21 protein-coding genes are annotated in these 22,340 nt (G+C 37.8%); 11 read left to right on the forward strand and 10 right to left on the reverse strand.

All coding sequences use genetic code 11. The annotated features are described in order from the left end of the window. Positions 1-2: 2 nt before the first annotated feature. The 5 genes from IW15_RS07175 (at position 3) to IW15_RS07195 (ending at position 6,153) form a co-directional block, all read left to right on the forward strand. On the forward strand, positions 3-962 hold the full coding sequence (locus IW15_RS07175) for an MvdC/MvdD family ATP grasp protein (RefSeq protein ID WP_034710239.1): 960 nt from the start codon (positions 3-5) through the stop codon (positions 960-962). After that, on the forward strand, positions 952-1,959 hold the full coding sequence (locus IW15_RS07180; protein ID WP_034710240.1) for an MvdD family ATP-grasp ribosomal peptide maturase: 1,008 nt from the start codon (positions 952-954) through the stop codon (positions 1,957-1,959). The genes IW15_RS07175 and IW15_RS07180 overlap by 11 nt, the downstream gene beginning before the upstream one ends. A 270-nt stretch (positions 1,960-2,229) precedes the next feature. Beyond that, positions 2,230-3,243 (forward strand): NAD-dependent epimerase/dehydratase family protein, encoded by a 1,014-nt coding sequence (locus tag IW15_RS07185; RefSeq protein WP_034710241.1) that lies wholly within the window; start codon positions 2,230-2,232, stop codon positions 3,241-3,243. Next, positions 3,240-5,006 (forward strand): AMP-dependent synthetase/ligase, encoded by a 1,767-nt coding sequence (locus IW15_RS07190; protein ID WP_034710243.1) that lies wholly within the window; start codon positions 3,240-3,242, stop codon positions 5,004-5,006. Before IW15_RS07185 ends, IW15_RS07190 begins: the two co-directional genes overlap by 4 nt. 88 nt (positions 5,007-5,094) lie before the next feature. Then, positions 5,095-6,153, forward strand: coding sequence for a diphosphomevalonate/mevalonate 3,5-bisphosphate decarboxylase family protein (locus IW15_RS07195; RefSeq protein WP_034710245.1), 1,059 nt, complete (start codon positions 5,095-5,097; stop codon positions 6,151-6,153). A gap of 162 nt (positions 6,154-6,315) precedes the next feature. On the opposite strand, the gene IW15_RS07200 is transcribed toward IW15_RS07195, so the two are convergent. Next, positions 6,316-7,371: an endonuclease/exonuclease/phosphatase family protein gene (locus IW15_RS07200; RefSeq protein ID WP_228384317.1), complete on the reverse strand. Its 1,056-nt coding sequence runs from the start codon at positions 7,369-7,371 to the stop codon at positions 6,316-6,318. A 169-nt stretch (positions 7,372-7,540) separates the two neighbouring features. Here IW15_RS07200 and IW15_RS07205 point away from each other — a divergent pair, with 169 nt between their 5' ends. Beyond that, entirely contained in the window at positions 7,541-7,981 is a 441-nt protein-coding gene (locus IW15_RS07205; protein WP_034710248.1) for a nuclear transport factor 2 family protein, read from the forward strand. A 116-nt stretch (positions 7,982-8,097) separates the two neighbouring features. Then, positions 8,098-8,475 (forward strand): SMU1112c/YaeR family gloxylase I-like metalloprotein, encoded by a 378-nt coding sequence (gene gloA2 / locus IW15_RS07210; protein ID WP_034710250.1) that lies wholly within the window; start codon positions 8,098-8,100, stop codon positions 8,473-8,475. Between the two features lie 2 nt (positions 8,476-8,477). Here the strand turns inward: gloA2 and IW15_RS07215 are convergent, their stop codons facing one another. Together IW15_RS07215 and IW15_RS07220 are read right to left on the reverse strand one after the other, a co-directional pair. Continuing rightward, positions 8,478-8,861 carry a DUF1634 domain-containing protein gene (locus IW15_RS07215; protein WP_034710251.1) on the reverse strand — a complete coding sequence of 128 codons (384 nt, stop codon included), beginning with the start codon at positions 8,859-8,861 and terminating at the stop codon, positions 8,478-8,480. Further along, on the reverse strand, positions 8,858-9,688 hold the full coding sequence (locus IW15_RS07220; protein WP_034710252.1) for a sulfite exporter TauE/SafE family protein: 831 nt from the start codon (positions 9,686-9,688) through the stop codon (positions 8,858-8,860). Before IW15_RS07220 ends, IW15_RS07215 begins: the two co-directional genes overlap by 4 nt. Positions 9,689-9,772: 84 nt before the next feature. On the opposite strand from IW15_RS07220, the gene IW15_RS07225 reads away from it, so the two are divergent. Continuing rightward, positions 9,773-10,321: a DUF1543 domain-containing protein gene (locus IW15_RS07225; protein ID WP_034710254.1), complete on the forward strand. Its 549-nt coding sequence runs from the start codon at positions 9,773-9,775 to the stop codon at positions 10,319-10,321. A 33-nt stretch (positions 10,322-10,354) separates the two neighbouring features. Next, positions 10,355-11,464 (forward strand): 5-(carboxyamino)imidazole ribonucleotide synthase, encoded by a 1,110-nt coding sequence (locus tag IW15_RS07230; RefSeq protein ID WP_034710255.1) that lies wholly within the window; start codon positions 10,355-10,357, stop codon positions 11,462-11,464. Between the two features lie 172 nt (positions 11,465-11,636). On the opposite strand, the gene IW15_RS07235 is transcribed toward IW15_RS07230, so the two are convergent. The 4 genes from IW15_RS07235 to IW15_RS07250 form a co-directional block, all read right to left on the reverse strand. Next, positions 11,637-11,996, reverse strand: a complete 360-nt coding sequence (locus IW15_RS07235; protein WP_034710256.1) for a hypothetical protein — start codon at positions 11,994-11,996, stop codon at positions 11,637-11,639. Positions 11,997-12,094: 98 nt separating this feature from the next. Continuing rightward, positions 12,095-14,218 carry a cation:proton antiporter gene (locus tag IW15_RS07240; protein WP_034710258.1) on the reverse strand — a complete coding sequence of 708 codons (2,124 nt, stop codon included), beginning with the start codon at positions 14,216-14,218 and terminating at the stop codon, positions 12,095-12,097. Between the two features lie 6 nt (positions 14,219-14,224). Then, positions 14,225-14,791: a hypothetical protein gene (locus tag IW15_RS07245; protein ID WP_034710259.1), complete on the reverse strand. Its 567-nt coding sequence runs from the start codon at positions 14,789-14,791 to the stop codon at positions 14,225-14,227. Positions 14,792-14,928: 137 nt separating this feature from the next. Further along, positions 14,929-15,834 (reverse strand): DMT family transporter, encoded by a 906-nt coding sequence (locus tag IW15_RS07250; protein WP_034710260.1) that lies wholly within the window; start codon positions 15,832-15,834, stop codon positions 14,929-14,931. 235 nt (positions 15,835-16,069) lie between these two features. Between IW15_RS07250 and purE the strand changes: the two genes are divergently transcribed. Further along, complete coding sequence (gene purE, locus IW15_RS07255) at positions 16,070-16,573, forward strand: 5-(carboxyamino)imidazole ribonucleotide mutase (RefSeq protein ID WP_034710261.1); 504 nt, start codon at positions 16,070-16,072, stop codon at positions 16,571-16,573. Positions 16,574-16,615: 42 nt separating this feature from the next. On the opposite strand, the gene IW15_RS21925 is transcribed toward purE, so the two are convergent. The 3 genes from IW15_RS21925 to ahcY form a co-directional block, all read right to left on the reverse strand. Beyond that, the gene (locus IW15_RS21925; RefSeq protein ID WP_084681378.1) at positions 16,616-18,238 is read right to left on the reverse strand and encodes a BspA family leucine-rich repeat surface protein; all 1,623 of its coding nucleotides are present in this window, start codon (positions 18,236-18,238) and stop codon (positions 16,616-16,618) included. Positions 18,239-18,277: 39 nt separating this feature from the next. Further along, positions 18,278-19,897 carry a BspA family leucine-rich repeat surface protein gene (locus tag IW15_RS21930; RefSeq protein ID WP_051881823.1) on the reverse strand — a complete coding sequence of 540 codons (1,620 nt, stop codon included), beginning with the start codon at positions 19,895-19,897 and terminating at the stop codon, positions 18,278-18,280. A 415-nt stretch (positions 19,898-20,312) separates the two neighbouring features. Continuing rightward, positions 20,313-21,626, reverse strand: a complete 1,314-nt coding sequence (gene ahcY / locus IW15_RS07270) for an adenosylhomocysteinase (RefSeq protein WP_034710262.1) — start codon at positions 21,624-21,626, stop codon at positions 20,313-20,315. Between the two features lie 166 nt (positions 21,627-21,792). Here ahcY and IW15_RS07275 point away from each other — a divergent pair, with 166 nt between their 5' ends. After that, the gene (locus IW15_RS07275) at positions 21,793-22,323 is read left to right on the forward strand and encodes a pyridoxamine 5'-phosphate oxidase family protein (protein ID WP_034710263.1); all 531 of its coding nucleotides are present in this window, start codon (positions 21,793-21,795) and stop codon (positions 22,321-22,323) included. Positions 22,324-22,340 lie beyond the last annotated feature (17 nt).

Raw genomic sequence — 22,340 nt, forward strand, 5'->3', positions numbered from 1 at the left:
AAATGATTCTTTGTATTACCCATTCCAAGGATTTTTACAACATCGATATCTTTTTTGAATATCTTACCGCCAAGAATATTCCTTATTTCCGGCTGAATTCGGATCGTCTCAACCACCTTCAGAAGATCAGTGTGAATGAAGACTCATTTCAGCTTACCGATGAATTGGGCAATACCCTGCATTCAAAAGATGTACAAGGTGTATGGCACAGGAAAGCCTGGAAAATAGAAATACCCGAAGAACTGGACGAAGATTACGAAAAAATTTTTCTGAAAGAATATGGCAGCCTCCGGTATAACCTTTTTACCGTGTTGGAAAACGTTCCATGGATCAATCCATTCGAGAACGAAATGAAAACCGACGGAAATAAATTATACCAGTTAAAAATAGCACAGAAGCATAACCTGACTATTCCCAAAACCATTTTTTCCAATGATCAGGAAGCCATTACTGCATTTTTCCATGAATACTGTAACGGAAAAGCTGTTGCCAAACTTCACGGGGTAATCTCCAAATCAATGGATGGAGAAAATATGCTTTCCACAACGCTTATTGAAGAAAGCAGCCTGGAACATCTTTCGGATATTGCTTACTGTCCCATGATTTTTCAGCCGTATATTGATAAAGAATATGAACTGAGAATTGTCTATGTAGATGGAGAATTTTTTACAGGACAAATCAATAACAGCGAAAATACAGATTGGAGAGTTGTCCAGGGTGGATATTTCTGGTCAGCATATGAACTGCCGGAAGATATCAAAACAGGGTTAACTTTGATGATGAAGGAAATGGGTCTCTATATCGGAGCCATAGATATGATAAAAGGGCGCGACGGAATCTATTATTTTCTTGAAGTAAATCCACAGGGAGAATGGGGAATGCTGCAGAAAGAACTGAATTTTCCGATTGCACAAAGAATTGCCGACAACCTTATAAAAAGAATACCTATCCATGAACAATAAAATTTTAATAATTACCCATACTGAAGATAATTTTTCCATTGAAAAAGTAACGGAATATGTTGAAAAAAACGGCTTTGAGGTCATCCGTTTTGATGTAGATCTCTATCCGCTGCAAAACAAGCTGTCCACTATTTTTGAAAACGGAAGTTGGGTAAGCATTCTGGAAACCCCTGAAACCAAATACCGCCTTGATGATATCGCTGCAGTATGGTATAGAAGAGCATACAATATCGGCCGGGGACTGAAAGAAGAATTGGATGCTAAATTCTATGGAGCTGCCATGGGAGAAATCCGTAATACGCTTTTTGGGTTTTTAGAATCTATTGATGCTTATTCCCTTGGTAAGCCGGGCGTTTACAGAAGATTGGACAGTAAAGAGGAACAGCTTAAAATTGCAGATAAAATAGGACTTAAAATTCCTGAAACCTGTCTTACCAACAATCCTGAAGATGCCAGACAGTTCATTATTAAGCACAAAAATGTCGTAGCGAAAATGCAGACCGGTTTTGCTATTTATGAAGACGGTGTAGAAAGTGTGGTGTTCACGAATGTAATCGGGGAAGATAAACTGGAAGAATTAGATTCTTTACTCTATTGCCCGATGCAGTTTCAGAAAAAAATTGAAAAGAAAAAAGAGCTTCGTATCACCGTAGTTGGTCAGGATGTATATGCATTCGAAATCGATTCTCAGCAGTTTGAAGATGCAAAAGTAGACTGGAGAAAAGATGGAGTAAACCTTATCGATAAATGGGTGAGAACCGAGCTTCCTGCAGACGTTGAAACAAAAATATTAGAGCTTCTGAATGTCTATAATGTAGATTACGGAGCTATAGACATGATTGTTTCTCCGGAAGATGATTATTATTTCATTGAAATTAATGCCGCCGGTGAGTTTTTCTGGCTGGATAATCTTACCGAAGACAACCTGATCTCTAAAAGTATTGCCGATGTTTTATGTGATAAAGCACCGAGAAGAAATAATATGGTTTTAGCTTAAAAAACATAACTGTACATAATTCAATCAAGAACGGGCTAAAGCCCGTTTTTTGTTTGATAACGGTAAATGGCTTTCACCGGAAAATATTCGTGTAAAGGAGAAATGTAAAAGTGATGGTTGAAAACTTTTGTAGAAAATTGAAGCAGATTCTCCTTTAAAAATCGCAAATTTGCAGAGGTTTTTTGAAGGCATATTGTACTGGAAATGTAGAATTGCCGAATAAAAAATATTGTCATAATTTAGTCAACAATCAGGTAGAAATATATATTGATGGTTTTTGTAACGGGTGCAACCGGAATTTTGGGCAGAGTAATCGTTTTAGAGCTTCTTAAAAAAGGCAAAAATGTACGTGCTTCCAAGAGACCTGCAAGCAATTTAAACGAAGTAAAAGATTCATTCCGGTTTTATACGGAAAATCCAGACGATTTTTTTAATAAAATTGAATGGGTGGATATCGATTTTGAGGATATTGATTCTTTACAACACGCTTTGAACGGAGTAGAAGAGGTGTATCACTGTGCGGCAAAAGTAAGCTTTCATCCGAAAGATGAAAAAGAAATGTACCATACGAACATTAAAGGGACCGAAAACCTTTTATTTGCCTGTGAAGGATCAGGAGTCAAAAAATTTCTGCATGTAAGTTCTGTAGCGGTTTTAGACGGTTTTAATGAAAAAGGAGAATTAGATGAAGAGTCTGATTTTAATCCTAAAATAGAACATCCTGCCTATGCTATTTCCAAACATTTATCCGAAATGGAAGTCTGGAGGGCTTCTGCTGAAGGATTGAATACCATAATTATCAATCCGGGAATCATCATTGGAAGCGGAAACTGGAACCAGAGCAGCGGAGAACTTTTCAGTACGTTTGAAGACAATAATTTCACATTTTCAGGCGGTTCGAGCTACGTAGATGTAAGAGATGTAGCAGCAATTGCCATAGAGCTGATGGAAAAAAATACCTTCGGAGAACGTTTTATCCTGGTGGCCGATAACAAAAGATATGCAGCCGTAGGAGAGCAGATCAGAAAAAGATTAGGGTTAAAAAATGCCAGAATTTTGTCTAACACAGAGCTTAACGCCGGCAGAATAGCCAATCTGTTTTTAGGGTGGCTTATTCCGAAGCTGAGGATCATTACCAAAAACAATATCGAATCTATCACCTCATTCAACACCATTTCCCATCAAAAGATAAAAGAAAGACTTAATTATCAATTTATTCCCGTAAAGGATAGTATTGATTTTCACCTCGAAAATTATATTAACGACAAAAAGCTGAAGAAATGAATCTTGCAGAGGCAATTATCCATAAAAATATAGAAAAACATCCTTTAAAATCAGCAATCGGATTTAAAAAGAAAGAAGGCTGGAAAGAGCTGAGCTGGAAAAAATTCGGTGATATGGTTTTCAAAACAGCCAATGCGCTGAGAGATTCAGGAATTCAGGAGCATGATAATGTTGCCATCTATTCCGATAACTCTTCAGAATGGATGATTTTTGATTTGGCGGCGATGGCAATCGGAGCGGTTACCGTTCCTATTTATTCCACCAATAATGCAGAACAGGCAGAATACATTATCAATGATTCCAAAGCAAAAGCTGTACTGGTAGGAAATCAGGCTCAGTATGACGCCTGCTTTGAGCTTTTAAACAAAGAAGAAAACAGTCTTCAGACGATCATCATTTCAAAGAAAGCGGTTTGGATTAAAAAAGAATTCAGCAGTTTTTATCTTGAAGATTTTATCGCAAAAGCCTCCCCGGAATTAGAGATCTGTAAAAAAGAATACGAAGATACGGCAACATTAATCTACACTTCCGGAACTACAGGAACGCCGAAAGGAGTGATGCTTACCCACGGAAATTTCATCAAAGCGTTCGATGCCCATTTTGAATTTTTTACATTTAAAAACTTTGAAGAAGAGCTGTCACTGGCATTTTTACCGTTAAGCCACGTTTTCGAAAGAAGCTGGAGTCTGCTCTGTCTGTATGGCGGTGCCAGAGTCTATTTTCTGGAAGATCCGAAAAATATAGCAAAAGCACTGGAAGAAGTAAAACCAACCATGATGTGTGCTGTACCGCGGTTTTTCCAGAAAGTATATGCCGGAGTATTAGATAAAGCCCAGGAAGGTTCATCATTAAAGAAAAAAATATTTGACTGGGCCTTACGAACAGGATGGGAAACCGCAGAACTGAGAAGAAACGAGAAACAGATTCCTTTTGGCTTGAAATTTAAAGAATCAATTGCAGACCGGTTGGTTTTCAGTAAAATAAAAGAAAGAATGGGAGGCAGGCTATGGTTTCTTCCTTGTGGTGGAGCTTCTTTATCTTCCGAAGTAACCCGTTTTTTTGAATCTGTTGGAATTCATGTGACTGTAGGATATGGGCTTACAGAAACTACTGCCACTTTAACACTTTTCCCTTTAACCCATTTCGAACACGGAACCAGTGGAAAACCGCTGCCGGGAGTAGAATTGCGGATTGGAGAAAGCGATGAGATCCAGGCCAGAGGAAATGGCATCATGAAAGGCTATTACAACAAACCGGAAGAAACACAGAAAGTATTTACGGAAGACGGCTGGTTCAAAACGGGAGATGCAGGGAAAATTGATGAAAAAGGAAACCTGATCATTACAGACAGAATCAAAGATTTGATGAAAACGTCCAACGGAAAATACATCGCTCCGCAACAGATAGAAAATCTATTAACCAACAATAATTATATTCAGCAGATTGTATTAATTGCTGAAGGAAGGCAGTTTGTTTCTGCGTTGATTGTTCCTAACTTTGAGTTTCTGGAAGATTACCGTAAGAAAAATAACGTTCCTTTTACCAATTGGGAAGAGTTTGTAAGAAAAGAAGAAATTATCCACTTGTACAAAGATAAAATCAACGCGTTGCAACATGATCTTTCGGACTATGAAAAGGTAAAAAAGTTTATCCTCATGCCGGCTGAATTTGAAATCAACACCGGTGAAATCACTCCAACGCTGAAAGTAAAACGCAATGTAGTGCTTAAAAAATATGCAGATCTCATTGAAAAAATGTATTAAACAGACGATAAGAAGAGATGCATTTCGAAAAGATTTTATGGAACTTTTGAAGTGTAAAATGGGAAGTTTTATCAGTTTAAATTAAATTATGACAACACAGGAATTTTTAGGAAATCAAAATTTTATGATACACTCACAGGCCGTTTCAGAAAGCTGTCCATCCAATATAGCCTTAATTAAATATTGGGGAAAATATGATCAGCAGATGCCGGCCAATCCAAGTATCAGCTATACTTTAAATCACTGTAAGACCAATACCACGATGGAATTTCTTGCAGAAGAACCATTTTCCGTACAGACATACTTATCAGGAAATGAAGAAGTGAAATTTGCGGAAAAAATTGAAAAATATTTTAAAAATATAGAACAGTATCTTCCCTGGATATTGAAAGGGAAATATATCATCCAAACAGAAAATACCTTTCCTCATAGCTCAGGAATTGCAAGTTCCGCTTCAGGATTTGGAGCCATTGCCAAGTGTCTGATGAAATTAGATGAAGCCTTTTCAAAAAATATTTCAAAAGAAGAATCTTTAAGAAAAGCCTCTTTTCTGGCTCGATTGGGAAGCGGAAGTGCATGCCGCAGTCTGTACAACGGATTAGTGGTTTGGGGTGAAACCAATGAGGTTTCCGGAAGCTCAGACTTATTTGCTGTACAGTATCCAAATAATGAAATTCATGAGATCTTTAAAGATTTTAATGATTGGGTACTATTGATTCATGAAGGACAGAAAAGCGTTTCTTCAACGGTAGGACATGGACTGATGAAAACGAATGTATACGCGGAAAGAAGATTTCAGGAAGCCCGTGAAAATTTTGTTCCGATGAAAGAGATTCTCAAAAGCGGTGATATGGAACGTTTCATCACGCTGGTTGAACATGAAGCTCTTACGCTGCATGCCATGATGATGATGAGCGATCCAGCCTTTATCCTTATGAAAACCGGAACGTTGGAGGTAATCAATAAAATTTGGGATTTTAGGAGAGAAACAGGTCTTCCTTTATTCTTTACTTTAGATGCCGGAGCTAATGTTCATGTCTTATTTCCGAATAACGGTTCTGAACAAGATATAAAAACATTCATTGAAACAGAATTACTGCAGAACACCCAGAAAAATGGTGTCGTAAAAGACATTATGAAATTTTAAAAATTGATGGTAATATTCAATAGAAACGGGTTTTAACCCGTTCACAAAATAATAATCATTCAATATAAAAATTCAATAGAAATGGGTTTTAACCCATTCAAAATCAATAAAAAAAGGAACGGGCGAAAAACCTGTTCCTTTTTTATGAAATCATATGTTGGATCAATCCTCAGTAACTATAGTATCACGTTCGCCGTCTTCTTCTTTTCCCTCACGGATCATTTCTTCCGCTTCCTGTATCTCTTCCTGGCTGGCTTCTTCCACAAGCTGTTCCTGCTCCTCATTGTGATGATCTATAAAAAATTCACAATACACGGGAAGATGATCTGAACCGAAGTTTTCCAGTGTTTTAAGTTCTTCAATAAAGATATCTTCACTATGGAACATGAGGTCGATAGGAAACCTCAATAAACGGTATTTAGCGTGAAAAGTAGAAACAAAAGAACGTCCGATCCGGGGATCGATGAGATGACTGGTTTTTCTGAATAATATCGATGATTTGGACCATGCTACATTATTAAAGTCTCCCACCACGATAACAGGCTCCTTGATATCCTTCACCCGTTTTGCCGTACTTAAAAGATCGCCGTCTCTTTCTTTAGATGTTTCCTCTTCGGTCGGACTTGGCGGCGGTGGATGAACCCCAAAGAATACAAAGCTAAAACCGTCCTCGGTTTGAAGATGAATTTCAAAGCTTGGAATATCATCCGCTACAAAATAATGGGTTTGTGCCTCTTTGATTTTAATTTTGGAATAAAAATGCATCCCATAGGTATTCTCTAAAGTAACCTTATGTTGATACATGTAATTTTTTTCGAGAGGGCGCATTGCTTTTTCCCAGTCTCCGTTGCTTTCCATGGTCAGAAAAACGTCTGGTTTGCAGGTTTCAATCAGGTTGATAAAACGGTTATATTCTTTATTAAACTGATATACATTCGCTGAAATAAAGTGCAGTTTTTTTGAAGAGCGGTTCCGCCGTTGGTATTTCTTTACCGGATAAAGCGGTGTGTATTTTACCAGCGTAACTCCGTGGTGTATAAATAATACGCCTAAAAGAGCTTGTGAATACCAAATATTTTCTGACCTGCCCACTAAAAATCCCAGAATAATAGTCCCCAGAATACAATACGTAATCTGGATTTTACCAAACTCCGGAACGCGAAATATCCAGTGAGGATTTTGAATTTTAGGAAGCACCGTCAACAGTACCAGCAACATAGTTAAAAACAAATAAGTACTCCACATATTTTTTTAGAATAAGCGAATAAAAGTAATTTATTTTTTTATTAAATTCAAATGAATTGTAATTTAAAAGCTGTTAATTAATCAGAGGATTTAAAATTTATTTTTCACTATTTTTATTCCATCAGATGAAGTGTAATTGAATATGAATAAAATTGTTATAGTAACCCTGCTGTTCAGTGCTCTTTCTTTCGGACAGTCGGCACACGAAGAAATTGAAAAACCAATCCGCGACCTTTTTCTTGCGATGAAAAATGCAGATTCCGGATTATTGAAATCCTCATTGACTGAAACTGCTGTCCTGCAGACCATCACCAAGGACGGAGCCGTTAAAAATGAAGATATAAAAGATTTTATTTCTTCCATTTCCAAGGCTGTAAAAGGAGATCTGGATGAGAGAATAACCATAGAATCCATCCAGGTGGATGGTAATCTGGCGAGTGTTTTTACCCCTTATCAGTTCTATTACAAAGGAAAATTTTCTCATTGTGGAGCAAACAGTTTCCAATTGGTACAACAGAATAAAGTTTGGAAGATTCAATATATAATTGATACAAGAAGAAAGGAAAACTGCCATGAACAATAGGATACTTGTTATCCATGTCAAGGTTTTAAACCTTGACATGGATATTTTCAAGGGACTAAAAGAATCAGAAAATATACACGAAATTATTCTCAGAAAAAATTAAAAGTTATTAAAAAATGAAGATCCATCATATTGCCATTATCTGTTCAGATTATGCCGTTTCTAAAAAGTTCTATACCGAAGTGATGGGACTGAACATTATTCGTGAAGTGTATCGTGAAGAAAGACAGTCTTATAAACTGGATTTAGCGATAGGAGATCATTACGTAATCGAGCTATTCTCGTTCCCGGATCCGCCTCAACGACCTTCAAGACCTGAATCCTGTGGATTAAGGCATCTTGCTTTTTCTGTAGAAAATGTCAGTGAAAAAAGGCAGGAATTAGTTGAAAAAGGATTAGCATGTGAAGACATACGGATAGACGAATTCACCGGAAAAGAATTTTTCTTTACCCAGGATCCGGACCAGTTACCGTTAGAATTTTATGAAATGTAATATTAATGGGCGTAGCCAGTGAAAAAGCTGATCGCCATAATCACCAAAACAATAGAAGAAATGACTACATATACGTAGTCTTTTTCTTTTAAATACCCTATCAGAGCAAAGACAATCCTCATTAAAGGTGTGAAGATCAATAATAAAATCCCCAGCTGAATAATAGCCATTCCTTCACCTTTGCATAAAGAGGTCCAGAAATGTGCCCATATTTTTTCGGAAGAGGTCCCAATATCAAGGCTGGTATATTTTTTAGGCATTTTAAAACCTTCTAAAAAAAGCTTTACAAACCCTATCAGTGAAGTAATAACAGATAAAATAACTCCCAGTCTCAGAAGATTTCCTACAGAGCGGTTCAGGTCTAAATCAGTGAAGTTCTTTCTCATCGGAAACTTTTATTTATACCGTTATACATCATGTAGATAGACAGAATGGTGATCACAATAGCAAAAAATACTTTCAGCTTTTTTGTTTTGGATACCATCAACGTTTTTGATCCGATGAAGCTTCCTACAACAACTCCAATCAATACCGGAGCCACAATCACAGGAATAATCTCACCTCTCTGGAAGTAGATCAGGGCACTTGCAACTGCGGTTACACCGATCATAAAGTTACTGGTAGTAGTAGAAACTTTGAATGGCAGTTTCATCATATTATCCATGGCCAATACTTTCAGGGCACCGGAACCGATTCCTAACAATCCGGACATGGCCCCTGCAAACATCATCATCATAAATCCAGGAACTGTATTTCTTGCAGAATAGCTTTTCAACACTCCTTTATCAGGAAAAGTTCCGTACAGTTTCAGTTTTTCTTCCAGACTTCCTTTTATCAGTGGTTCCTGATGATCAGGTTTTCCTTTAAGATTTAACACTACGGTAAGAAGTAAGATACTTGCGAAGATAATCCCGATGGTATTGGGATTAAGCATTCCCGAAACTAAAGCTCCTATGATAGCACCGGCCGTTGTTCCGATTTCGAGAAACATCCCGATCCTCATATTGGTAAAACCTTCCTTTACGAAAGCTACCGCAGCGCCGGAAGAAGTACCGATTACAGAAATTAGAGACGCTCCGATCGCATAATGCATGGGAACGCCAAAACCAAGTGTTAATAAAGGAATGATGATAACCCCTCCTCCTAAACCCGTAAGCGAACCCAACAGTCCGGCTGAAATAGCTCCGAGGAAGAGAATAATGATTTCTGACATGGTACAAATATAAAACTATTGGCGTTCTCTGCCAAACGTTTAAAAAAGATAAATTTGACGTATTTTTGCATAAACGTAAAACGAATGAAATTATTCTATATCATCCTGGGTGCAACCCCTAAAGGCAGGAATATCGAACAGCATGATGTGTTTTTTGGAATTGCAGAAAGCCTGAAAGACCTTGTTCCGGATATGAAAGAATTCTGGAAAGAAGCGGATGGGAAAATCCATATCGACTGTTGGCAGGAAGTCCAGTTTGCAGACGGATATGCTGTGGAAATTGTTGAAAAAACACAACAGAAATTAGAAGATCAGCTGTACTTTCTTAATTTGGGAGGATATAAAAGAGGTTTTTTTGAAGAGTTTCATGAGCAGCATCTGATGGTAGGAACATCGATGGGAGAAATCATTAAGAGAGCTAAAGCCACTGAGTTTTATAAAACAATGGGTTTTGAAGGAGCAGTAAGTCATATTGATGATAAGCATGGAGTAGATATCGATGATATTTTCCCTGTAAACGATATCCTTCCTGAAAAAATGAAAGAAAAATATTCCATTGTTTTGAAAAAATCTGATGCGGAACATCAGGAAAATCCAATCGGATTAGGATATCTGAAAATTGATAAAGTCTAAGTAATTGAAAGTGAAATCTAATAAAAAAAGAAAATGAAAATAGGAATTTTAGGAGGCGGACAACTGGGAAGAATGCTGATACAGGAAGCACTGAAGTATGATGATGAATTTTATACACTGGATCCGGCTTCTGATGCGCCTTGCCATACCATTTCCAACTTTACCCAGGGAAATTTCAATGACTATGAAACGGTATTGAACTTCGGAAATGATAAAGACGTGGTAACTATAGAAATAGAACATGTTAATGCCGATGCTTTAGCCGAACTTGAAAAACAAGGTGTAAAAGTTGTTCCCAATGCAGGGATTATCAAAACCATCCAACAGAAGATTCTTCAAAAAGAATTCTATAAAACTCATGATATTCCAAGTCCAGAATTTCAGGTGGTTTGGAATAGTGATGAAAAAATCATGATGCCTCTGCCTTTTGTTCAGAAAATGAATACAGGCGGTTATGATGGCAAAGGTGTGCAGGTGATTACAACAGAAGATGATTATCAACATCTATGGAAAGAAGCTTCGGTTATTGAAAGCCTTGTAGATATTGATAAAGAACTTTCTGTGATCGTTGCCAAAAATGAAGCTGGAGAAACTAATATTTTTCCGGTGACAGAAATGGTTGCCGATCCAAAACTTAATCTGCTTGACTTTAATGTGTGCCCGGTTCTACTTACCGAAAATGTTCAGCAACAGATTGATGCAATTACAGAAAAGTTCTTAAACGTAGTTAATTCTCCTGGTCTTTTTGCCATTGAGCTGTTCTTAGATAAGATAGGCAAAGTCTGGGTGAATGAAACAGCACCAAGGCTACATAACTCAGGACATCAAAGTCAGGAAGGGAATACCAATTCACAGTTTGAGCAAATGTACCGTGTGGTAAAGAATCTGCCTTTAGCAGATACAGATGCGATAACGTATAGCGGAATGCTGAATTTAGTAGGAGCAGAGGGGTATGCTGGAAAAGTAATCTATGAAGGGATGGAAAAGGTACTGAAGCTTCCTGAAACATACATTCATTTATACGGAAAAACAGAAACCAAACCCGGAAGAAAGATGGGCCATATCAATGTGCTTGCAGATTCAAGAGAAGAATTGATGGAAAAGCTGGTAAAAGTAAAATCAATGGTAAGAGTGATTGCTTAATCGCTTACCAATACCATAAAAAAGAGCTGTAATGATGTGTTACAGCTCTTTTTCTGTATAATGCTTTTAAGAATATTAATATGATGTCATTCCGACGGAGGAGGAATCTCGTTCATCGATTAGATTTTTCATTTCAGCTTCAAACTTCCTGACATTGTAAAAAAAGAAAGCTTTATTTATATATTTTAGGAAAATCGATGCCCCAGTCTTTTTCTTTCGAATTCCACATCAGGTAAGGACCGTCGAAAGAATCAAAATAGACTAATTCATAGTTGCCGTTGTTGTCAGTTTTGTAATCCGGTTGTGTTCCCAAGTCAACTTTTTTGAAACCCAATTGATCCAGGGTTTTCCAGTCGTTATTCTCAGGGAGTTTTTTATTGATCTTCCGGTAGGTTTCAATATGTTGAATCAGTCCATTTCCGAATTGAATATCTGAACTTCTGGTCACCGTAATTGGAAGATTCCAGTAAATAGTGAAGCTGATGACGATCAGTAACAGAATTGATGATATAATGATTATGGTCTTTTTCATAAATTGATTTCCCTATTTTTTTACCAGATTTTATTGAACTTATATTTTTTACACCATCCCAAATTAGTATTTAACGTCTGATGTCTGAAATCTAACATCTATTTAAAAACCTTCTGAATGATTTTTCCGATTTCCATAAAATCACCATGATTACCCACGGCACGAATTTCAGGACTGTTTTTATCATATTCAGAGAACGGAAAAATGAGAAGATAATTATTGCTGTTTAAATTTCTGTTCAACAATTCCGGGATCAGCCTCATCCTTGGGATGTACGACGGCATGCCGCGTTTGGCCATAAAGAGGATTAATGCTTCATCTTCTTTCAGCTGGGCTGCGGTTTTCTCACCATCGCTCCACGTACTCATAATGATGAATTCAGCTTCTATATTGGCCTTTTTAATAATCTTCTGAAGGATGTCCAAAATGTTTTCCGGAGCATAAAACACCAATGTAGCTCCTGAGTTTCTTGCAATATTCCATACTCTCAGCAGTGCATGGAAAAATCCGGCTTCCTTATGGGCATTTTGAGGCAGCATTACCGCATATTTTTTTATGGTAGATACAGGCTGAGCAGCATGATACACCAATATGTTGACATCATCATTCTGAAGGTAACCGTTATACAGGTTGTAGACAAAAGACTGCGAGAAGCCTTTTTCATTTTCAATTCCGATGATCAGATCAGTTATTTTCTGCTCTTTGATGACATTATTAACCCCGTTGATCACATCATTGTCATATCTTTTAAGAGGTTGTAACTTAACATCTGCGGCCGCGGCCGCATCTGCTGCCTGGTGAAGCAGTTTTTCTGCATTCTTTACGGAAGATTCATTTTTATCTTCATTAATCACATTCAGGGCAAAGAAATTTTCTATATTGGAATGGGCCTTTATCAGAATTCCCAGATTGATCATCCTGTCCACCGTCTCTTCGTGGTTGATGGCCAAGAGGATATTTTCTTCTTCATGACTGTTTCCGGACACGGTATCTTCATTATCGCTTTCTGCAATCTTTTGGGCACTGGCCATTGAAATGAAGGACGAAATCGTACATGAAATAAGGATCAGCAGAATACTGCCGTTCAGAACGTGTTCATTTAATAATCTCACCGGTTCTCCCGTTTCAGTTTCAGAAAGAATGATATTATAACCGACCATAACAGAGGCAAGGGTAGCGGCTGCCGAAGCAGAGCTTAGTCCAAAAATAAGTTTCCCTTCCTCCTTAGAAAGCCTGAATGTTTTTTGAGTGGCCACTGCCGATAAATATTTTCCTCCGATTGAAGCCACTAGCATGATAGCTGCGACTTCCAGTGTTTCCCAGCTTTTAAAAAAGACTGTAAAATCAATCAGCATTCCAACACTGATCAGAAAGAACGGGATAAAAATAGCATTTCCCACAAATTCTACCCTGTTCATCAGAGAAGAGGTATGTGGAATCAACCTGTTCAGCGCCAATCCTGCAAAGAATGCTCCGATAATCGCTTCAACTCCTGCGAGCTCAGCCAGCATCGCTGCCAGATAGATCATCACCAGTACAAAAATATATTGTGAAATTTTATCATCCACTTTTTTGAAAAACCATCGCCCTATGATAGGAAATACAATCAGCACAATTAAGGCAAAGACTACAAACGAAACCGAAAGTTTAACCCAAAATTCTGTACCCACATCACCTTGTGACATTCCTACGATAACGGCAAGCACCAATAGTGCGAGAATATCCGTAATCATGGTGCCTCCAACGGTAATATTAACGGCCTTATTTTTTGCGATTCCCAATTTGCTCACCAATGGATAGGCAATCAAGGTATGAGAAGAAAAAAGACTGGCAAAAAGGATAGAGGTAAGCATCGAAAAATGCAGCAGATAGTATCCACCCAGATATCCCAAAACAAAAGGCACGGTAAAAGTGTAAATTCCGAAAGTAAGGCTCTTCCATTTGTTCTTTTTAAAGTCACCCATATCAATCTCCAGGCCTGCCAGAAACATGATGTAAAGCAGCCCGGTAGTTCCCGTTACCACAATACTGCTGTCTCGTGAGAGAACATTAAAACCATTGGGACCTATGACGGCACCGGCAATAATAAGACCCAATAAATGCGGAACCTTAATCTTATTCAGTAAAAGAGGAGCGGCAAGAATGATAATCAGTACCAATAAAAATTTCAGTACCGGATCTTCTATGGGAAAAGTCAGGTTATGTATACTCAGTAAAGTCATAAGTGTTTATTTGGTGGGACGTACTAATTCAACAGAGAATTTTGCGGTACAGCCGTTATCGGTCATGATGGTTCTTGTGCCCTTGATTTTGTTGGCAGAAATTTCATTGAGAAGAACGTTCATTTCAACATTTTTCTTGGCTGTAGAATCGGTTTTGAAATTAAGTCTGATCTCATTATTTTCAAACTTTCCGGAGTACTGTCTTACCAGATTATTGTTGTTGATGATTTTCGTTGTCAGGTGGGTAGAATCACTGTCGAACTCCCAAAGGTCCGTCCGCTGGTCACCGATGACATAATCGCTGCAGTTAGATTCCGTACAGATTACTTTACCGGTCCATGGGCCGGAAACTTCGATTGGCCAAAGTGTAATGGCCCCAGAATCTTTTTTTGCAAAAATGCTGTCCTTCATTTTTAATAAAGAGCGGTATTCAGATTCTTTATTGGCAAATAGTTTCTCTTTTTCGAGCAGTTGTTTCTCTCTTTCTATCAGGCTTTTCTCCTTTTCTTTATAATCACAGCTTATGAAAAGAAAAGACGCCGTAAAAAGGATGAAAAATGTGTTTTTTAGCATATTGTAAATGTTGGCGTAAACAATATAGGAAAAAAAAGGGAGATGGGAAAATGGCTGTATACAGGAAAAGAGCTTTAAATAATAGAAATCACGACATATAAAACAGGGATTTGTATTCCTTTATTGCTCATTACATATCACTCAATTTTCTGTCTTTTAAACATTTCAGGTTTATAATTGATGATAAAAACCCCACAGATAATTAAAACGGCCGCCATAATAAATTTTACAGAGATTTTTTCATCCATAATCAGCCAGCCTAAAAATATAGCGATAATCGTATTAATATAGGCAAGTATAGAAACCTGCACCGGAGAAATCTTGGTTAAAGCATAATGAAAGGCGAAAAAAGCAGCTACAGAACCGAAAACAGCCAGATACAGCATAGCAAAAATACTTTTAAGGGTCCAGCTTTCAAAATGATAGCTTTCTGAAAAGATAAAAGCAAAAATAATCTGAATGATTCCCGCGAATAAGAACTGGTAAAATAAATTCAGGGAGATATTTCCGCTTTGAATATTTAATTTCTTAGTGAAAATAGTTCCTGAGGCCCATCCGGTAATGGCACAGAATAAAAAGATAATTCCCATTCTGTAATCGGGATTCGCCAAATCCTGCAGTCCGTCCCAGAAGATAAAAAGAATACCGCTGAAACACATTAAAACCCCTGTCAAAGCTTTAAAGCTGAATTTTTGCAATCCAATCGCCACGCTTCCAAGAAATACCAAAATAGGAGAGGAGGCACTGATAAGTGAAGCGACACTGCTTGATACACTTTCTTCAGCTACCGTAGTCATTCCATTGGCAACAATCAGCATTAATGTAGAAAAAACAATCTGATACCCAAGGTTCTTCCAGCCAATCCACTTGAATTCTTTTCGTGATAATAGCACAATAAGCATAATGATGGAGGCTAAAAACTGCCGTATTCCTGCTACAAACCATGCAGGAATTGTTTCCACGGCAACACGGATCGCCAGAAAGGTTGTTCCCCATACGAGAGCAACGGTAATCACTGCAAAAATAAGTTTGTAATCTTTCAAAATATAGGATGAACTAACTGGCAAATATATTTATTCTGAAACGATCGGGATGGATACAGTTTGATTAATTTGAATGGAAACAGAAAGAACTTTGTGAATAGTTAATGGTGAATTTTGCTTGACAAGTAAATTGGCAGGGATTAAAACTTGATTATGAAAATGAATTCACTATTGACAATTCACCCTTTTACAATTTTAAAATTCTTTATCTTTGAACATCTAATAAAAATTGAAGATGGTAGGAATTATTATGGGCAGCCAGAGCGATCTGCCGATCATGGAACAGGCAGCAAATTTTCTGAAAAGTATGGATATTCCCTATGAATTAACCGTAGTTTCAGCGCACAGAACACCGGAAAGAATGTTCGACTATGCCAAGACGGCACAGCAAAGAGGCCTGAAAGTAATTGTTGCAGGAGCAGGAGGTGCAGCACACCTTCCCGGAATGGTGGCCAGCTGCACAACATTGCCTGTGATCGGAGTGCCGATTTTGTCAAGCAATTCCATCGATGGTTGGGATTCTGTATTGTCTATCCTTCAAATGCCCGGAGGTATTCCGGTAGCTACAGTAGCTTTAAACGGAGCGTTGAATGCAGGAATTCTGGCAGCTAAAATTTTAGGAAGCGGAAACCCTGAAGTAGCAGAAAAGCTTCAAAAATATCAGGATACCTTAAAAGATAAAGTATTGGGAACTGTGGATGATATCAAAGCACAGCATCCTAATCAATATGATAAATAATTAAAAACAAAGCCCAGCTATTTCAGCTGGGCTTTGTTTTATTTACTTTTTGATGAATTTCAATGTATGGATTTTATCTTTAGTCATAATCTGTAAGAAATAATTTCCTGGAGTTAAAGTCTCTATGTTAATCATATCTTTTGTTAAAGAATCTTTGGCGACTATTCTGCCTGATGCATCCAGAATCACATAACTTTTGACATCCGTGATGTTGTTAATATAAATAAAATGCTCTGCCGGATTGGGAAATATTGCAGGAGCATTGGCAGAAAATACCTCAGAAACTCCAAGCATTCTGCATTCTCCGATATTGTCACCGCTGAATGTCCATCCTTTGCTGATAAGGGTATCTCTCCACACAGAAGCATCAGGAGAATATACATAAGGAGAAAGTGGCCCCAGCATAAGGTTATTAGGAGTTTCCGGATTTTGTGCCCATCCTTTCAATGTTTGGCTGTAGTTGTTACAATCCAGCCCACTGTGGTAAATCATCAGTAGTGGGGTGGTGAGCGCTTTTATATTCCAGGTTGCTAGGGATTGATTAAAGCTCGGTGAATCTGAAAATAAAGACATCATATTGGTTACTTTACGGGTATCCCAACTATCCAGAGGCTGATTAAAACTTGCAGCATTGGAGAAAGAAGTATTCATGTTGGTGACATTGCTTACATTCCATGTATTGAGAGGCTGGTTGAAAACCATAAGACCATGAAATATGTGCTCCATATTAACGACGCTCGAAGTATTCCATGCGGACAGAGGCTGGTTGAAATTAGCAATGAAATGAAACATATAAGAAATATCTTTTACCTTAGAAACATCCCATTGATCCATGGGCTGGTTGTATGAATTACAGGCCGCAAACATATAAGACATATTCGTTACATTAGAAACATTCCAGCTGTTGAGATTCTGGTTGAAAGCCTTTCTTTCATTGAACAAATAACTCATATTTTCAGCAGAAGAAGTATCCCATGAGCCGATAGGAGGATTGAAAAAATCAGGCTGTGTATTACCATTATTCGTGGAAAATCCAAACATTGATTTGAAATTTTTAACAGCGGAAGTATTCCACGATGCCATAGAAGGATTTCCGGAAAATTGGTAGGCATTATGGAACATATAGGAAGCATCGGTAACTCCGGAGAGATCAGGCGCATCTGTTGCTGTCAGCTGCATATTTTTACACTCAACGAATGCTGCATTCATCGTGTCCCAATGAATATTTCCCCATTGTTCAATAGCGGCAAGCTTTTCTGTACTGCCAAATAAGGTCCATGACAGTATAGTTCCGTTATTCATGATCACATTTGGAATACCGAATTGTATCTGCCTGAACATTCCATTGCCATTGCTTACTTTCACCCTGTAATTTGCTGCTGCGGGATTAGGATGCCATGGGGTTCCGAAATCAATCAGGACCTGCAGGGTAGAGGTTACATTTTGCATGATACCGGAATGCTGGGGGTAGCCCACTTCTTCCCAGGCAATCGTATAATTTTCGCCGATACCGGGAAACCATATTTGGGTATTGGTTGTAGCTGAAGGGGCACTTACTGGTGGTGATGTATTGCCTGGCTTCCATATGGTAATAAACTCCCCTTGTGCACTCACGGACTGAAATAAAAATCCAAAAAGAATAAGGATTGAAAGTTTTCGAAGCATATTAGTTGTGTTTGGGTTATTGTTTTTAGTGTTTATTTATTATTTTTTGATGAATTTAAAAGATTGAATATTTTCTTTTGAAATGACCTGCAGGATATAATTTCCCGGAGTTAAATATTCTACGTTAACAGCATCTTTTGTAAAAACATCTTTGGCTACTATTCTGCCCGATGCATCCAGAATTACATAGCTTTTCATATTTGAGATATTTTTGATATAAATAAAATGCTCTGCCGGATTGGGAAATATAGTAGGAGCACTGGCTGGAGATGTGTCAGAAACTCCAAGCATTCTGCATTCTCCGATATTATCACCAATGAATGTCCATCCTTTGCTGACAAGGGCATCTCTCCATACTGAAACATCAGGAGAATATACATAGGGTGAGAGTGGCCCCAGCATAAGGTTATTAGGTGTTTCCTGATTCTGTGCCCATCCTTTCAATGTTTGGCTGTAGTTGTTACAGTCCAGTCCAGCTTCAGTAATCATCCAAAGTGGTGATGTTAAAGATCTAAGATTCCATGTTTCAAGAGATTGGTTAAAACTTGTGGCATTCGAAAATAAAGACATCATATTGGTTACTTTTCGGGTATCCCATGTACTCAAGGGCTGGTTGAAACTGGAGGCACTGGAGAAAGACGTATCCATATTGGTCACATTGCTTACATTCCAGGTTTCCAAAGGCTGGTTGAAGGCTGCATCCCCGTGAAATATGTGCTCCATATTAACAACATTAGAAGTATTCCATGTACTGAGTGACTGGTTGAAATCAGGGATATAATGAAACATATAGGATATATCTTTTGCATTGGAAACATCCCATTGGTCTACAGGCTGGTTGAAGGAATCGCACGAAGCAAACATGAATGAAAAGTCTTTTACATTTGACACATTCCAGCTATTCAGATTCTGATTGAATGATTTTCTGCTATTAAACATAAAACTCAGATTTTCTGCAGACGAAGTATTCCATGAGCTGACAGGAGGATTGAAAGAATCCGGAGGAACAGTCAAATTATTGGCCCCGTATGCGAACATGGATCTGAAGTTTTTAATGGTAGAGGTGTCCCAAAAGGCCATCGAAGAATTTCCAAAGAACTTCATAGCATTGTGGAACATGTAAGAAGCGTCTGTAACCCCTGAAAGATCAGGGATATCCGTTGCACTCATCTGCATATTTTTACACTCAACGAATGCTGCATTCATAGAATCCCAATGAATATGCCCCCACTGTTCAATATCAATCAGTTTTTCTGAACTGCCAAATAGAGTCCACGACAATACAACGCCGGAAAGGACTACAATATTGGGAATTCCGAATTTCAGGTGTTTGAAAGTTCCGTTACCATTACTTACTTTCAGCCTGTACGTTGCTGCTGAAGGGGTGGGATTCAATGGGGTTCCGAAATCGACGAGGATTTGTAGAGTAGAGCTTATATTTTGCATCGTACCGGAATGTTGCGGGTAGCCCACTTCTTCCCATGCAATGGTGTAATTTTCTCCTACACCGGGAAACCATATTTGGTTAGAATTTGTTTGTGAAGGAGCATTAACGGGTGGGGAAGTATTGCCGGGTTTCCATATAGTAATAAACTCATTTTGGGCTTTAATTTGGAGTAGAAAAATTAATAAAGAGAAGGTTAGTAGTTTTTTAATCATAAATCAATATTTTGAGAAATAAATATAGATAAATAAATAAAACCCTGCAAATCGTAATAAATTATATGGTTTAATCCTGTTTTTATTGATATTTTATTAGACTCAGGAAGATGAATTGAAAAAAACTACTGTGATCTCAACAGGAGAAAGAGGATGTATAAAAAACTCTTCAAATTTGGAGAACTGTATATTATTTATATAAACAAACCTAAGGAAAATACAGTAATACAATTCCCTTCCTTTGGAGGGGTGGCGAAAATTCAGAATGAATTTTTGACGGGGTGGTAAAAAAAGCGAATAGTCAATTTGATTTGCTTGCCAATTTTAATTGCTTGGTTTTTAAAATAAAAAAACTCTCCAAAAGTTGGAGAGTTTCTATATGTTGAGATCCTTCGACAAGCTCAGGATACCATTTTTAGTATCTGTAGTATTCAGGCTTGAATGGCCCTTTTACGTCAACACCGATGTATTCAGCTTGTTCAGGAGAAAGAGTTTCCAGTTCTACGCTTAATTTCTTAAGGTGTAAAGCAGCTACTTTTTCATCTAAATGTTTTGGCAACATGTATACTTCGTTTCCGTACGCAGTAGAATTAGTCCATAATTCGATCTGTGCCAACGTCTGATTAGAGAAAGAGTTAGACATTACAAAACTTGGGTGTCCTGTTGCACAACCTAAGTTTACCAATCTTCCTTCTGCAAGGATGATTACTTCTTTACCTTCAATGGTATAGATATCTACCTGAGGTTTCACTTCAGATTTTGTAGAACCGTAGTTTTTGTTTAACCATGCCATATCGATTTCGTTGTCGAAGTGACCTATGTTACAAACTACCGCTTTATCTTTCATTTTAAGGAAATGTTCCCCTCTTACGATATTAAAGTTACCGGTTGTTGTGATGATAATATCTGCGTTATCCACTACAGTATCCAGTCTTTTTACTTCGTAACCGTCCATTGCAGCCTGAAGCGCACAGATTGGATCGATTTCAGTAACAGTAACGATAGAACCCGCTCCTCTGAAAGAAGCAGCAGTACCTTTACCTACGTCTCCGTATCCGCAAACTACCACTCTTTTTCCAGCCAACATTAAGTCTGTAGCTCTTCTTACAGCATCTACTGCAGATTCTTTACATCCGTATTTGTTGTCGAATTTAGATTTAGTTACAGAATCGTTAACGTTGATTGCAGGCATTACCAAAGTTCCGTTTTTCATTCTTTCGTACAATCTATGTACTCCAGTAGTTGTTTCTTCAGAAAGACCTTTGATATCCTTAGTGAATTCAGGGTATTTGTCAAAAACCATATTGGTTAAATCTCCACCGTCATCAAGGATCATGTTCAATGGTTTTCTGTCTTCACCAAAGAATAAAGTCTGCTCAATACACCAATCAAATTCTTCTTCGTTTAAACCTTTCCAGGCATAAACAGGAATTCCTGCAGCAGCAATAGCAGCCGCAGCGTGATCTTGTGTAGAGAAAATATTACAAGAAGACCAGGTAACTTCAGCACCCAGCGCTACCAATGTTTCGATAAGCACAGCCGTTTGGATCGTCATGTGAAGACATCCGGCAATTCTTGCTCCTTTTAAAGGCTGAGATGGACCATATTCTTCACGAATAGACATCAAACCCGGCATTTCTGCCTCAGCAAGAGTAATTTCTTTTCTTCCCCATTCTGCCAGGGAAATATCCTTAACTTTATAAGGAACATATTGCGTTGTAGTACTCATATGTGATGAATCAATTTAAATTCGGTTGATAATAAGCTACAAAATTACAATTAATAATTAAGATATAAAAACGGGACCTCAAGTTCTGTTGATGAGATTATACAGGGTATTTTGTTATTTTTATTTAATCTAAATAATGTATTTTTGTCTTCATAAATAATATACGATGAATCATACAAATACCCAGGACGAAGCCCAGAAAAAAGCAAAACCTATTGCACCCAAAGTGAAAGAACTGATCGCCAATACCAAAAGTATCATTCTGGCTACGGTGGATGCAGAAGGAAATCCCAATTCCAGCTATGCTCCTTTTGTACAGGTAGAAAACACATTCTATATTCTGGTATCTTTTATGGCAAGGCACACGAAGAATCTGGCTGAAGGAAGAAAAACTTCCATAATGTTTATTGAAGATGAATCTGCTACAAAACAGATTTACGCCCGTGAACGTTTAACGATCGAAGCAACAGCTTCCCAGATTGAAAGAGATTCTGAAACGTGGAATACGGTAGTCACTCATTTAAAAGAGACGCATGGAAAAGTAGTAGATGTGATTGCAGAAATGAAGGATTTTATCCTGATTGCTTTGCAGCCGACCAAAGGTTCATATGTCAACGGATTTGGAAGTGCCTATTTTGTAGATGAAAATTTAGAGATTATGGAGCATCGAAATGATGTTAATCATCAGCCGAAATAAATGGAAAAGAAAGAGAG

It is taken from the genome of Chryseobacterium soli (genome assembly GCF_000737705.1).
GTDB classification, from domain to species: domain Bacteria; phylum Bacteroidota; class Bacteroidia; order Flavobacteriales; family Weeksellaceae; genus Chryseobacterium; species Chryseobacterium soli.

Coding starts and splice junctions, on each gene's coding strand:
- IW15_RS07175 (WP_034710239.1), top strand. CDS start 3: ATGATTCTTTGTATTACCCATTCCAAGGATTTTTACAACATCGATATC.
- IW15_RS07180 (WP_034710240.1), top strand. CDS start 952: ATGAACAATAAAATTTTAATAATTACCCATACTGAAGATAATTTTTCC.
- IW15_RS07185 (WP_034710241.1), top strand. CDS start 2,230: ATGGTTTTTGTAACGGGTGCAACCGGAATTTTGGGCAGAGTAATCGTT.
- IW15_RS07190 (WP_034710243.1), top strand. CDS start 3,240: ATGAATCTTGCAGAGGCAATTATCCATAAAAATATAGAAAAACATCCT.
- IW15_RS07195 (WP_034710245.1), top strand. CDS start 5,095: ATGACAACACAGGAATTTTTAGGAAATCAAAATTTTATGATACACTCA.
- IW15_RS07200 (WP_228384317.1), bottom strand. CDS start 7,371: ATGTTGCTGGTACTGTTGACGGTGCTTCCTAAAATTCAAAATCCTCAC.
- IW15_RS07205 (WP_034710248.1), top strand. CDS start 7,541: ATGAATAAAATTGTTATAGTAACCCTGCTGTTCAGTGCTCTTTCTTTC.
- gloA2 (WP_034710250.1), top strand. CDS start 8,098: ATGAAGATCCATCATATTGCCATTATCTGTTCAGATTATGCCGTTTCT.
- IW15_RS07215 (WP_034710251.1), bottom strand. CDS start 8,861: ATGAGAAAGAACTTCACTGATTTAGACCTGAACCGCTCTGTAGGAAAT.
- IW15_RS07220 (WP_034710252.1), bottom strand. CDS start 9,688: ATGTCAGAAATCATTATTCTCTTCCTCGGAGCTATTTCAGCCGGACTG.
- IW15_RS07225 (WP_034710254.1), top strand. CDS start 9,773: ATGAAATTATTCTATATCATCCTGGGTGCAACCCCTAAAGGCAGGAAT.
- IW15_RS07230 (WP_034710255.1), top strand. CDS start 10,355: ATGAAAATAGGAATTTTAGGAGGCGGACAACTGGGAAGAATGCTGATA.
- IW15_RS07235 (WP_034710256.1), bottom strand. CDS start 11,996: ATGAAAAAGACCATAATCATTATATCATCAATTCTGTTACTGATCGTC.
- IW15_RS07240 (WP_034710258.1), bottom strand. CDS start 14,218: ATGACTTTACTGAGTATACATAACCTGACTTTTCCCATAGAAGATCCG.
- IW15_RS07245 (WP_034710259.1), bottom strand. CDS start 14,791: ATGCTAAAAAACACATTTTTCATCCTTTTTACGGCGTCTTTTCTTTTC.
- purE (WP_034710261.1), top strand. CDS start 16,070: ATGGTAGGAATTATTATGGGCAGCCAGAGCGATCTGCCGATCATGGAA.
- IW15_RS21925 (WP_084681378.1), bottom strand. CDS start 18,238: ATGCTTCGAAAACTTTCAATCCTTATTCTTTTTGGATTTTTATTTCAG.
- IW15_RS21930 (WP_051881823.1), bottom strand. CDS start 19,897: ATGATTAAAAAACTACTAACCTTCTCTTTATTAATTTTTCTACTCCAA.
- ahcY (WP_034710262.1), bottom strand. CDS start 21,626: ATGAGTACTACAACGCAATATGTTCCTTATAAAGTTAAGGATATTTCC.
- IW15_RS07275 (WP_034710263.1), top strand. CDS start 21,793: ATGAATCATACAAATACCCAGGACGAAGCCCAGAAAAAAGCAAAACCT.